Annotated in this window: 12 protein-coding genes and 1 pseudogene; 12 read left to right on the forward strand and 1 reads right to left on the reverse strand. The window is 31.4% G+C overall.

Going from position 1 to position 13,398, the window contains the following annotated elements:
- Window position 1 precedes the first annotated feature (1 nt).
- The 6 genes and pseudogenes from Q0L44_RS11245 to Q0L44_RS11270 all read left to right on the forward strand — a co-directional run bounded on the left by Q0L44_RS11245 (window position 2) and on the right by Q0L44_RS11270 (window position 7,130).
- Window positions 2-355: a hypothetical protein gene (locus Q0L44_RS11245; RefSeq protein ID WP_296638613.1), complete on the forward strand. Its 354-nt coding sequence runs from the start codon at window positions 2-4 to the stop codon at window positions 353-355.
- Between the two features lie 281 nt (window positions 356-636).
- Window positions 637-2,283: a solute:sodium symporter family transporter gene (locus Q0L44_RS11250; RefSeq protein WP_296638616.1), complete on the forward strand. Its 1,647-nt coding sequence runs from the start codon at window positions 637-639 to the stop codon at window positions 2,281-2,283.
- 285 nt (window positions 2,284-2,568) lie between these two features.
- Window positions 2,569-3,717: a galactokinase gene (gene galK / locus Q0L44_RS11255; RefSeq protein ID WP_296638619.1), complete on the forward strand. Its 1,149-nt coding sequence runs from the start codon at window positions 2,569-2,571 to the stop codon at window positions 3,715-3,717.
- Window positions 3,718-3,726: 9 nt separating this feature from the next.
- On the forward strand, window positions 3,727-4,752 hold the full coding sequence (locus tag Q0L44_RS11260) for a UDP-glucose--hexose-1-phosphate uridylyltransferase (RefSeq protein WP_296638622.1): 1,026 nt from the start codon (window positions 3,727-3,729) through the stop codon (window positions 4,750-4,752).
- 139 nt (window positions 4,753-4,891) lie between these two features.
- Window positions 4,892-6,214: a sugar MFS transporter gene (locus Q0L44_RS11265; RefSeq protein ID WP_296638632.1), complete on the forward strand. Its 1,323-nt coding sequence runs from the start codon at window positions 4,892-4,894 to the stop codon at window positions 6,212-6,214.
- Between the two features lie 28 nt (window positions 6,215-6,242).
- Window positions 6,243-7,130 (forward strand): annotated as a pseudogene (locus tag Q0L44_RS11270) (aldose 1-epimerase).
- Window positions 7,131-7,201: 71 nt separating this feature from the next.
- Here Q0L44_RS11270 and Q0L44_RS11275 read toward each other — a convergent pair.
- Entirely contained in the window at window positions 7,202-9,277 is a 2,076-nt protein-coding gene (locus Q0L44_RS11275; RefSeq protein WP_296638634.1) for a M13 family metallopeptidase, read from the reverse strand.
- A gap of 142 nt (window positions 9,278-9,419) precedes the next feature.
- On the opposite strand from Q0L44_RS11275, the gene trxA reads away from it, so the two are divergent.
- From trxA to Q0L44_RS11305, 6 genes are all read left to right on the forward strand, one after another.
- Window positions 9,420-9,779 (forward strand): thioredoxin, encoded by a 360-nt coding sequence (gene trxA, locus Q0L44_RS11280; RefSeq protein WP_296638640.1) that lies wholly within the window; start codon window positions 9,420-9,422, stop codon window positions 9,777-9,779.
- Window positions 9,780-9,913: 134 nt separating this feature from the next.
- A complete protein-coding gene (locus Q0L44_RS11285) occupies window positions 9,914-10,252 on the forward strand; it encodes a PadR family transcriptional regulator (protein ID WP_296638643.1) in 339 nt (112 codons plus the stop codon).
- A gap of 11 nt (window positions 10,253-10,263) precedes the next feature.
- Complete coding sequence (locus tag Q0L44_RS11290; RefSeq protein WP_296638647.1) at window positions 10,264-10,419, forward strand: hypothetical protein; 156 nt, start codon at window positions 10,264-10,266, stop codon at window positions 10,417-10,419.
- A gap of 62 nt (window positions 10,420-10,481) precedes the next feature.
- On the forward strand, window positions 10,482-11,072 hold the full coding sequence (locus tag Q0L44_RS11295; protein ID WP_296638649.1) for a hypothetical protein: 591 nt from the start codon (window positions 10,482-10,484) through the stop codon (window positions 11,070-11,072).
- A gap of 92 nt (window positions 11,073-11,164) precedes the next feature.
- On the forward strand, window positions 11,165-12,631 hold the full coding sequence (locus Q0L44_RS11300) for a DUF5687 family protein (RefSeq protein ID WP_296638652.1): 1,467 nt from the start codon (window positions 11,165-11,167) through the stop codon (window positions 12,629-12,631).
- A gap of 7 nt (window positions 12,632-12,638) precedes the next feature.
- Window positions 12,639-13,334, forward strand: a complete 696-nt coding sequence (locus Q0L44_RS11305; RefSeq protein ID WP_296638655.1) for an ABC transporter ATP-binding protein — start codon at window positions 12,639-12,641, stop codon at window positions 13,332-13,334.
- Window positions 13,335-13,398 lie beyond the last annotated feature (64 nt).

Below are 13,398 nucleotides of genomic sequence, written 5' to 3' on the forward strand. Positions count from 1 at the left end.
AATGAAAAATATTAAAAAATCATTATTCATTCTATTACTAATACCAACAATAGTAAGAACTCAAGCCATAGAAATTGTTTCTTATGGAGAAAACGCTTTAGTAGTAAGTTTATTAACAGTTACTAATTTAATAGTAAATTATAAATATAAGAGTAAAGTAGGTTCTTTTAGAAACCATCTTTTTATTGGCTTAGAAATGTTAGTTGAAAACAATAATTATGTTTCTTATGTAACTGGAAAAACTTTTGAAAAACAAACTTTTGAAACAAATAAAACTGGGGGTTTTTCTATAGGTAGTAGTAACAAACCATTAGTATACTTAACAATGGTTAATTATTATCAAGATTGCTTTTAAAGATAAAAACCCTTTGAGTGTGTATGATAATAAAATTCAAGAAGTTAACTTTAGAATATATCCAAATTCAACATCATAAACAATAAATATAGAATCGAATAAAGAAGATGTTCACTCAATTAAAATTTACAGTTTAAGTGGAGCAAAAGTATTAAAGCATATAAATATAGATCATAATCCTGTAGATATCTCATAATTATTTTTAGGTATTTATGTATTAAAGACAAATAAAAAACACTCATATAAAGTAATCAAAGTATAGGAATTTAATTAATATATTTATGCAAATAATAACATTTTTAGGTTTTACTGCTTTAGTAGCAGTAATATCATATTTAGCCACAAGAAAAACAGTAGAAGATTCTTCAGACGGTTATTTTTTAGGAGGAAGAAGTTTAACTGCAGGAGTTATTGCGGGTTCTTTATTACTAACCAATTTGTCAACAGAACAAATTGTGGGCTTAAATGGTGCTGCATACACAAGTGGCCTATCTGTTATGGTTTGGGAAACTTTAGCTGCAATTGCTATGATAATTACAGCCGTTTATTTATTACCAAAATATTTAAAAAGTGGCCTTACAACTGTTCCTGGATTTTTAGAAAAACGGTTTGATGTTAGTACTAAAACATTCACTTCAATTTTATTTTTAACAGGGTACGTTGTTGTGCTTTTACCTGTTATTTTGTATTCAGGATCTTTGGCCATAAGTGGTATGTTTGATGTTCCTTTACTTTTAGGGGTAACACATAAACAATCAATTTGGATTTGTGTTTGGGGAATTGGAATTATTGGTTCCATTTATGCAGTATTTGGTGGGCTAAAAGCAGTTGCTATTTCAGATTCAATTAATGCAATTGGTTTGTTAGTAGGCGGTTTATTGATTCCTATTTTTGGTTTAATTATGATTGGTGATGGAAGTTTATTTAATGGATTAAATATACTAGTTACTGAAAATCCTGATAAGTTTAACTCAATTGGTGGTAAAACAGATCCTGTGCCATTCTACACTATTTTTACAGGTATGATGTTAGTTCAATTGTTTTATTGGGGTACAAATCAACAAATAATTCAAAGAGCACTAGGAGCTAAAGATTTAAAAGAAGGTCAAAAAGGATTATTATTAGCCTCATTTATTAAAATTCTAGGGCCTTTAATCGTGGTCCTACCTGGCTTAATTGCGTATCATATTTTTGAAGGAAATTTAGAAACAGTGGATAGTGCTTATCCAATGTTAGTAAAAAAAGTACTACCACCAGAATGGGTTGGTTTTTTTGCAGCAGTATTGTTTGGTGCCATTTTAAGTTCTTTTAATAGCGTTTTAAATAGTTCCGTTACGTTATTTGGAATCGATGTTTACAAACAACATATTAACAAAGAAGCAAATGAAAAAACCGTTGTAAAATATGGTAAAATTTTTGGAGTAATATTAGCAATTGCTGCAATGTTTATTGCACCATTAATCGCAAATGCAGGTAGTTTGTTTGATTATTTACAGGAAATTAACGGCATTTATAGCATTCCAATTCTAACAATTATTGTTGTCGGTTTTACAACTAAAAAAGTGCCGGCTATAGCGGCTAAAATAGGTTTGTTGTCAGGGGGTTTATTATACATAATAAGTCAGTTTTTACTTCAACCTTATTTTGTCAATTTAGCTATAGATAATGCTAAATTAGAGGGAATTACAGAAGTCTCAGAATTAGCACTTATTAAATCGCTAGCATATCCTCATTTTTTAGATGTCATGGCCATTTTATTCGTATTAAATATCTTTATTATGTTAATCATTGGTAAGTTAAGACCAAGAGAAATTCCTTACAAACAAGCATATACAAAACAAGTGGATATTTCTCCTTGGAAATATGTTCACATTGCTGGGGTATTCATATCATTAATTGTAATATTAATCTATATTTATTTTGCATAGTATAAAAAAAACTTTGGCAGAAGATCTAATCTCTGAATGAGTTTTACAAAAACAAACATCAGAAGTTTTTTACACCCAAATTTCAGATTGAAATCTCATCAGACCAAATCGAAAACTATTTGCAATTATATACTCCTAAAGATTTGTCATTAACTGCTATAGAGACCATGACTGGGGTATCAAATAGTTTTAACAATAAAATTGGATTAAAGACTTTAAAACCCGATCAAATTTATTCGGTAACATAGAGTGTAAAATTAAACAAGTAACAAAATAACATATTTAATGATTCGTAATCTAATACAGCAAGTAAAAGAAGAGTTTAAAAAAACATTTAAAAAAGAACCAATATGTGTTTTTTCACCCGGAAGGATCAATATTATTGGAGAGCATACCGATTATAATGATGGATTTGTATTTCCGGCTGCAGTAGATAAAGGTATTGTAGCTGCAATACAAAAAAGTGACAGAGGTAGTTGTACAGCAGTTGCCTTAGATTTAGATAGCACCATCGAATTTGAGTTAGATAAACTAAAACCATCTAAAAAGGGAAGTTGGGAAAATTATGTGTTTGGTGTAGTTGCAGAGATTCAGAATAGAAATAAAATTATTGGAGATTTTTACATCATTTTTAAAGGAAATATTCCTGGAGGTGCTGGCATGTCTTCTTCTGCAGCTTTAGAAAATTCAGTAGTTTTTGGCTTAAATGAACTTTTTGATTTAGGCTTAACTAAGCACGAAATGATTTTAATATCACAAAAAGCAGAACACAATTACGTTGGCGTCAATTGCGGCATCATGGATCAATATGCAAGTATGTTTGGTATAAAAGACAATGCATTGCATTTAGATTGTAGAACCATACAGTCTAAACCTTATAAAATTGATTTTAAAGACCATCAATTCATATTAATCAACACCAATGTGAAGCATACTCTATCAGAAAGTGCTTATAATGATAGACGTTCTGCTTGCGAAAATATTTCAGCATTACTTGGTATTAAAGCGTTAAGAGATGCCACAGAGGCAGATTTAGAAAAAATAATTGAAAAAGTTACCCCATCAAATTACAGAAAAGCATTGTATGTAATTCAAGAAAATGAGCGTACTTTAAAAGCTGCTAAAGCTATTGAAGATAATGATTTAGAAAGGTTAGGAAAATTGATATATCAATCTCATGCAGGATTATTGGACCAATATAAAGTAAGTTGTGATGAGTTAGATTTTTTAGTAGCACAAGCAAAGAAAAATAAGCATGTTTTAGGAGCAAGAATGATGGGTGGTGGTTTTGGTGGCTGTACGATTAATTTAATTGCAAGAACAGAAGTTAATGGATTTACAGAGACGGTTTCTAAGGCCTATAAAAAGAAATATGGTAAAGAATGTTCTATCTACTTTATAGAACTTTCTCAAGGAACTCATTTAGTAAAATAAATTATAAAAATGAACAATTTAAATTTACAAAATTACTCACACAAAAGATTCAACATCCTAACAGGTGAATGGGTTTTGGTTTCTCCTCATAGAGCAAAACGTCCTTGGCAAGGTCAAAATGAAGAAATTTCAACAAAAAAAAGACCCTCTTATGATAAATCATGTTATTTATGTGCAACTAATACAAGAATTAGTGGAGATGTAAATCCTGATTATAAAGACGTGTTTATTTTTACCAACGATTTTGCTGCATTGCAAAAAGATTCGCCTTCCTTCCAAGTAAATGATGGTTTGTTAAGAGCCCAGAGCGAAACAGGGATTTGTAAAGTTATTTGTTTTAGCCCAGATCATTCAAAAAGTTTGGCGGAAATGGAGGTTGATGACATTAAAAAAGTAGTGAACGCTTGGCAAAAAGAATACAAATATTTGGGTGATAATGAGATAATTAACTATGTGCAGATTTTTGAGAACAAAGGTGCGGTAATGGGTTGTAGTAACCCTCATCCTCATGGACAAATTTGGAGCCAATCTTCCTTGCCAAATGAGGTAGACAAAAAAGACCACCACCAAAACGACTATTTTAAAATAAATAAAAGAGGTCTGCTAGAAGATTACCTAGCACAAGAATTAGCTACCAAAGAGCGTATTATTTTTGAAAACGATGATTTTGTTGCATTAGTTCCATTTTGGGCAATTTGGCCTTTTGAGGTTATGATTGCTCCAAAAAAACAACAGAAAAACATTTTAGCACTATCAGATCAAGGTGCCAAAAATTATGCAGAGGCGATTTCTGTAATCACAAAAGCTTATGATAAATTATTCAATACTTCTTTTCCATATTCAAGTGGAATACATCAAGCACCAACAAATGGTAAAGATAATAATCATTGGCATTGGCACATGAGCTTTTATCCTCCTTTACTCAGAAGTGCAACTGTAAAGAAGTTTATGGTAGGTTACGAAATGTTTGGCTCTCCACAAAGAGATATTACAGCAGAAATTGCAGCAAAAAAATTAAGAGATTTGACTTTGTAATACAATACATTTAATTACACGTAGTTATGGTTTCACTTATTCTTATAAAATATTTAAGAAGCTAAAATTAGGCTAAGAGGTTTTTTTAGTTTATAAGTCAATCAAATCTTATATATTTACTTCCAATCAACCTCAAAAAATGACTATAATACCTTCAAAAAATAAGACTTTAGTACCTATTATCATTATTGCTGGCCTGTTTTTTATCTTTGGCTTTGTTACTTGGATTAATGGGGCATTAATTCCGTTTATGAAAACCATAAATGAACTTACAGATGCAGAATCTTATTTAGTAGCCTCAGCTTCATACATTTCTTTTGTGGTAATGGCTTTGCCAGCGTCTTCTATAATTAATAAAATAGGATACAAAAAAGGAATGTCTTTAGGGTTAATAATTATGGCAATAGGAGCATTGGTTTTTATACCAGCAGCAAACGCCAGAACCTATTGGATGTTTTTAGCGGCTATTTTTATACAAGGAGCAGGAATGACTTTGTTACAAACTGCGTCTAACCCATATATTACTATTTTAGGCCATTTAGAAAGTGCTGCAAAACGGATTGCAATAATGGGTATTGCTAATAAAGTTGCAGGAGCTTTAGGTTCTGTAATTTTTGGTGCTATTTTACTAGCTGGTATAGATGAAATAAAAGACAAATTACTTAAAGTAGGTGCCACTGAAAAAGCCAGTTTATTAGACACAATGGCTGATAGTGTAGTTGCACCTTATATTGCAATGTCTGTAGCTCTTTTTGTACTTGGTGTACTAATAAGGAAAGCCCCTTTACCAAATGTAGCAGCTACACCAATAGAAGAACATACGTCAGCACAAAAAACAAAAACGAGCATCTTTCAGTTTCCACATTTATGGTTGGGAGTATTGGCGTTGTTTGTGTATGTAGGTGTAGAAGTGGTGGCAGGTGATACCATTATTGCCTACGGAATTTCGTTAGACATCCCTGTAGAACAAGCCAAGTTTTTTACCTTATTTACCTTAATGGCTATGGTTGCAACCTATGCGTTAGGCGTTGTTTTAATTCCTAAATATATCAGTCAAGCTTTGGCCTTAAAAGCAAGTGCAGTTTTAGGGATAGTTTTCTCTTTTTGTATTGTGTTTACCACTGGTTTTACCTCTGTTTTATGTGTTGCAGCTTTAGGGATTGCAAACGCTTTAGTTTGGCCTGCAATTTGGCCTTTAGCTTTAACTGGACTAGGTAAATTTACCAAAACTGCATCGGCATTTTTAATCATGGCAATTTCTGGAGGGGCAATAATTCCGCCTTTATACGGGGCTTTAGTAGACCAACAAAAAGAAAGATTATTAATGGACGGCGTAAATGAAATTTCAGCCATGGCAGAGGCTGCCTCTTTTGGATATTGGATTCTAATTCCTTGTTATTTAATTATTTGCTATTACGCTTTTTGGGGCCATAAAGTAGGCTTAACAAGTGTCACATCTTAAAATAGTTATTCATATTTAAAAAGTTGCTGTGTTTAAAATTAATAAGTTAAAAGAAAATGATTTTACAATTGTAGAATTATCTAATGCATGTAAAAAGTCATTTGCTAAAATTTGTTTAAATGAAGGCACGAGAGTTGTATTTTTAGATTTAAATGCAAAAAGCATAATAGAAGAGCAGGCTGATTTTGAACATAAAGATCCGTATGCTTCCGCTATTTTATTTCCGTTTGCAGGTAGAATAGAAAACGGAACCTATAGTTTTAAGACTAAAGAATACCAACTGAATCGCAATCATAAAAACAATGCAATTCATGGTTTGGTTTATGACAAACTGTTTGTAATTGCTTCATTAGATGAGCAGCAAGATTGCTGTACTGTTACTTTAGAGTACCAAGAAATAGTTCCACAAACCGGTTTCCATTTACCTTTTTAATTGCAATAACGTACACTTTATATGCCAAGAAACTTATAACAACAGTTAAGGTAACTAAATACTGACACTAAAGAATTTCCGTTTAGTTTAGGCTGGCACCCTTACTTTAAATTAGAAGATATAGAAAATTCAACTATTCGTTTAAACTCTTTAAAAAAAGCTGTTGTAAATTCCGAAATTATTCCAACACAGTTAGAGGAAACAATTATTAGGAAGCCTATTTCACTTAAAGAAACCCTATTAGACGATTGTTTTCTTGTAAAAGAAAATAATGTTACATTAGAAATTTCAACGCATCTTTTACAAATTATTACAGACCAAGAGCCATATTACTTTCAGGTATTTACACCTAACAATTTACTATTAGTAGCTATAGAGCCATTAACTGGCTTACCGAATAACTTTAATTACTTAGAGGGTTTAAGAGTGTTAAAACCGAAAGAAAGTTACTCGCAAAATTGGACAATCTTTTTAGAAGATTAAAACACATTTTTGTGAATAAAAAAACACCTGAGAAGTCTCAAGTGTTTTTTTATTTAAAATAGGTTGCTGAATTACCAAATACGAACTCTATCTTCTGGTTTTAAATACATTTTGTCACCTTCATTTACATCAAAAGCAGCATAAAATGCATCTACATTTTTAAGAGGCATATAAGCTCTAAACATTCCAGGAGCATGAGTATCTGTCATTATTAAATTTTTAAGAGCCTCATCTCTCATTTTAGTTCTCCAGATGGTGCCCCAAGAAAGGAAAAATCGTTGTTCTGGAGTATAGCCATCTATTTCTTCTGGTCTTCCATTCTTTTCTAAGAAAATTTGCAACCCTTCATAAGCAGCTTGCACACCACCTAAATCTCCAATGTTTTCCCCTAAGGTAAACTCACCATTTAAGTGCATGCTATCTATAGCAACAATACTATTGTATTGATCTATTAGTTTTTTACCCGATTTTTTAAATTCTTCAGCATCTTCATCTGTCCACCAGTTTTTAAGATTTCCATCACCATCAAAACGAGCTCCAGAATCATCAAAACTATGAGATATTTCATGACCTATAACAGCACCAATTCCGCCATAATTTACAGCTTCATCTGCTCTGTAGTCATAAAAAGGAGGTTGTAAAATTGCTGCAGGAAATACAATTTCGTTGTTTACAGGGTTAAAGTAAGCATTTACAGTCTGTGGAGACATACCCCATTCAGTTCTGTCTACTTCTTTACCTAATTTACTCATATTTTGATTGTATTCCCATTTCGTAACATTAATTACGTTTTCAAAATAAGAGCCACCTTCTTCTAAGCCTTTTACTTGCAATTCAGAATAATCTTTCCATACATCTGGATATGCAATTTTAACCGTTAATTTGTGTAATTTTTCTAAAGCTTTTTCTTTAGTAACTTCACTCATCCAAGGCAATTGTGCAATTCTTTTTTCGAAACCAAGCATTACATTATCTATCATTTCTTCTGCTTTTTTCTTAGCTTCTGGAGGAAACATTTTTTCTACATACAATTTACCTAAAGCTTCACCAATAGCTCCATTTAAATTATTTAGAGCACGTTCATCTCTTGCACGTTGTTTTTTAGCTCCACGCATTTCTTTACTATAAAACTCCCAGTTTGCAGTTTCTAAATCTGTAGAAAGCGCACTTAAAGCACTGTTAATTGTGTTCCAACGTAATACTAATTTGATATCTTCTACTGAACTATTTTCAAAAATGTTACTCATTGCTTTAAAGTAGCCTAAATCTGTTACAATAACAGTTTCTATGTCTCCAACACCAATACCTTCTAAATGCGCAGGCCAATCTATGGCTGGTGCTAATTTTTGAAGTTCTTCTACAGACATTGGGTTGTAAAGTTTTCTAATATCTCTGCTTTCTTCTTTAGTCATCATTGGTGCTGCTAAACTTTTTTCAAAAGCCACAATTGTAGCCGCATTTTGTTTTGCAGTTGTTGCATCATCACCAAATTCTTGTAACATTTTAGCTACAAATATTTCATATTTTTCTAGTTTGTCTTTTACATTAGCATCAACATAATAATCTCTGGTTAGGCCTAAAGAACCTCCACTCATGTAACCTGCATACTGACTACTGTTTTTAAGGTCATTAAAAACGCCAAAACCGTAAAAACCTCCTCCTCCATAAGAAGCCATATTTGTTAAATAGGTTTCTACATCTGCTTTTGTTACAATTTCATCAATTTTAGATAAATAAGGCATTACTGGTGCTTTGCCTTGTTTGTTTCTTTCAACAGTATCCATTATGGTTTCATAATAATTTACTGCTTTTTCTTGATCGGAATCTATTTCATTTCCTTGTGCATCTTTAATCTTTGGAAAATCTCTTTCTTCAATATCGTCATTTAAAATTTCTAAAACATCTGCATCTGTTTTTTTACGAAGCTGATTAAATCCACCCCAAGAAGTTTGGTCGTCAGGAATTTCGGTTTTGTCTAGCCAAGATCCGTTTACGTGTCTAAAGAAATCATCTGTAGGTTTTACAGAAGTATCCATATTTTCTAAAACAATACCAGCTACTTTCTCTTCTGGTTTATCATTTTTACAAGAAACAAAAGCTATAGAAGCTACAGCAGTTGTGAACAATAGTTTTTGAACGCTTTTCATTATTTCTATTTTTGATTAATTGATTATTAGTTGCTTAATTCTAAAAATGTTACAGCAAATTAACATATAAATTTCAAAAAATGGTGTTTTGTAAGAATTTTAAATATGCTTCGACTAAATTTGTGCTAAATTATAAAACAATATGACAGAGAATTTAACGAAAGAAACGTTTTTAGAAAAGGTATTTAATTTTAAGGAAAATAAAGAATGGAAGTTTGAGGGTAAAAGACCTGCAGTAATAGATTTTTATGCAGATTGGTGTGGGCCATGTAAAATGTTGGCACCAATTTTAGAAGAACTTTCAGAAGAATATGGAGATAAAATTGATATCTATAAAGTAGACACAGAAGCAGAGCAAGAACTTTCTGCTGCATTTGCAATTAGAAGCATACCTTCTATGCTATTTTGTCCTGCAGAAGGAGAACCACAAATGGCAAATGGAGCTTTACCAAAAGCAGATTTAGAAAGAGTTATTAGCGAAGTTTTAAAAGTAGAGAAATAGAAGAATCTACTACAGAATTTATAGCCTGAAATTTATTTTAGGCTTTTTTATGCAAAAAACTTATATACCTAAGTTTTTTATGCATTAGAAAATTATGTATATATTTGTCATTATTATAGTTAAATAGTTCACTTATGGGAAATCAGAAATTATATAAAGGATCATTACAAACCATCATTTTAAAATTGCTAGCAAGTAATACTAAAATGTATGGTTATGAAATTACTCAGAAAGTTAAAGAATTAACCAAAGGTGAATTAAAAATTACAGAAGGTGCTTTGTACCCAGCTTTGCACAAATTAGAGGCTGACGGTTTACTAGATGTAGAGGTTGCAAAAGTGGGTAATAGACTCCGTAAATATTACAAATTGACAGAAAACGGAACTAGAGAAACTGCCAGTAAATTAGAAGAAATGCAAGAGTTTTTAAAAACAATGCAGCATTTGGTGAACCCTAAATTTGGTTTAGAATAATTTTTGTAGTTATGGAATTAACAGAATCTCAAATAGAAAACCTTTACAATTTTACAAGGCAACATTATGTAGAATATTATGATGTGCAAACAGATTTGGTAGATCACTTAGGGAATGATATTGAGCAAATTTGTGTAGAAAATCCAAATTTAACTTTCGAAGAGTAGAGATAAATCCTTTAAAAAATTTATATAAATTTATAAGGCAGCATTATGTGTGCCATTATGATGTGCAAACAGAATTGGTAGATCATATGGCCAATGATATTGAGCAAATATGGCTAGAATACCCGAAGATTACTTTCGAGGAGGCTAGAGATAAATCGTTTAAAAAGTTTGGGGTTTTTGGCTTTATGGATGTTATAGAAGCCAAACAAAAGCAAATGGATAAACGCTATTGGAAACTTCTTTTACGTTTTGCAAAAGAGTGGTTTACATTACCAAAAGTAATAACAACATTACTCATATTTCTTGCTGTTTTCTTTTTGATGCAAATTCCCTTTGTAGAAATTGCAATAGTAAGTGTTTTATTAATTTTAGTAGTTTTTGAAATGATTGCTGTGTATAAAATTAGAAAAGAACACAAAGCAAAAGAAAAGACAGAGGAAAAGATTTTTCTGCTAGAAGCTATGATTGGTACAACTAAAAATAGTTTTACTGGTTTTACATTTATCAACCTTTTTAACTTTATAAATCTTACAAAATTCGATTTTTCTGGCTTAAATGTGTATTGGTTAGTACTTATTGCTCTAACAGTTACTGTATTAGTAATATTTTTTTACGTTGTAACTATGTATTGCCTCAAAAAGCTGAAGAATTAATACTAGAAACCTACCCTGAATATAAAATGGCAAAAAATTTGTAACAAAAAAGAGCAATTAACTACTTATATATAACTGAATCGACCAAACCTATGATTTCACATTTCTTAAATTTAGAATGGAAACAATATTTTAGAACCGCAAATTGGCAAAAAAGTATTTTTCTAAACATCTTGTTAGTCCTTTTTGCATTGTATTTTATACTCAGCTTTTTAGCTATTGGTGTAGGAGGATATTGGATTTTAAAAGAGATGTTTCCAAATCAAGATCCATTAATAGTGGTGAATGCTTTTTTGCTGTATGCTTTTGTGGCAGATTTAATATTTAGATACCTAATGCAAAAGCTTCCAGTTATGAATATTAAACCCATGCTTACTTTACCCATTTCAAAAAGTAAAATTGTACACTATATCCTTTTAAAGTCGTCCTTTTCTTTTTTTAATTTAATGAGTTTGTTTTTTTACATTCCATTTTCTGTGGTTTTAATAATGCAAGGATACGATTTATGGGGTGTTTTAGGTTGGTTACTTACAATGATGTGTGGCATTCAATCTGTAAATTTTATTAATTTTTTAGTAAACAAAGACACTAGAGTTTTTATTGCGCTGATCACCTTATTGTGTTGTGGTTTTTTAATCAGTTATTTTAACTGGTTCAACCTTGCCGCTTTTATTGGTAAAGGATTCGATTTTTTATACCAAAACCCAATACTTGCCTTAGCTGCTGTTTTACTTGTATTTCTTCTTTACCGTGAAAATTACAATAGACTAAGAAATGAAGTTTATTTAGATGCGCTTATTTCTGAAAAAACAAAAGAGGTAAATGCTGCAGATCTTTCTTTTACGGATAAATTAGGAGATCTAGCACCATTTATTAAAAACGATTTACGTTTAATGTGGCGTAATAAAAGAACTAAATCTGGTGTTTGGATGCTCTTAATGGGACTTTTGTATGGCTTGTTTTTTTACCCTAACCCTATGTACAAAGACATGGACTTTATGTTTGTTTTAGTAGGTGTTTTCTCAACAGGGACTTTCTTAATTAATTTTGGACAATTTATCCCTGCTTGGGATAGTGGTTACTATAAAATGCTAATGAGTCAGAATTTTAAATATGAACGCTACTTAGAATCCAAATACACCATTATGAGTATAAGTGTTGCAGCATTATTTGTATTAGGTATACCGTATGTTTTTTTCGGTTGGAAAGTGCTCTTTGTCCATTTCGCAGCCATGATTTATAATCTTGGGGTAAACACACATTTTATTTTATTAGGAGGAACGTTCAACCGAAAAAAAATTAACTTAGATGAAAAAGCCGCATTTAATTTCCAAGGAACAGGAGCTGTACAATGGTTAATTGGTTTGCCTTTAATGCTCTTACCTATGGGTATATTCGCATTACTCAATTGGTTGGTAAGTTTCGAAATTGCAACCATTACATTAGCTGTTCTCGGTTTTATTGGTATTGCACTTCATAAAAAATTGATGACAGCCATCACAAAAAAATACATTACAAATAAGTATGTAATGATTCACGCATTTAATCAAGAAAACTAAACAACCCATGATACAAACTACACAACTTTCAAAAAAATACGGATCAGCAGCGGTTTTAAACATTAACGAATTAGAAATTCCAGCGGGTCAAAGTTTTGGTTTAGTGGGCAACAATGGGGCTGGTAAAACAACGTATTTTAATATTTTATTAGATTTAATTAGACCAACAACCGGAGCTATTGTAAATAATGATATACAAGTAAACACCAGTGAAGATTGGAAATCATTTACGGGCTCTTTTATAGATGAATCTTTTTTAATTGGCTATTTAACAGCAGAAGAATACTTTGAGTTTGTGGGCGATTTAAGAGGAATGAATAAAGCAGATGTTACTGCATTTATTGCTGAATTTAACGAGTTTTTTAACGGTGAAATTATTGGGAAAAAGAAATACTTGAGAGATCTTAGTAAAGGAAACCAGAAAAAAGTAGGCATTGTAGCTGCTATGATGGGAAGTCCTAAAGTGGTAATATTAGACGAGCCTTTTGCCAATTTAGACCCTACTACACAAATTCGACTTAAAAAAATAATAAGTCAACTTACCAAAAACAGAGAAGTTACCGTCTTAATTTCTAGTCATGATTTAACACATGTAACAGAAGTATGTGAGCGAATTGTGGTTTTAGACAAAGGAAACATAGTTAAAGACATTGTCACTTCTGAAGAAACATTACAAGAGCTAGAAAGCTATTTTGCAGTCTAATACTTTAATCTGTAATTTATTGTTATTTTTACACACGGAATTTATACTATTTTCACTTTAACTG

Origin of the sequence: Polaribacter sp. (genome assembly GCF_024639685.1) — a bacterium.
Classification (GTDB): Bacteria; Bacteroidota; Bacteroidia; order Flavobacteriales; family Flavobacteriaceae; genus Polaribacter.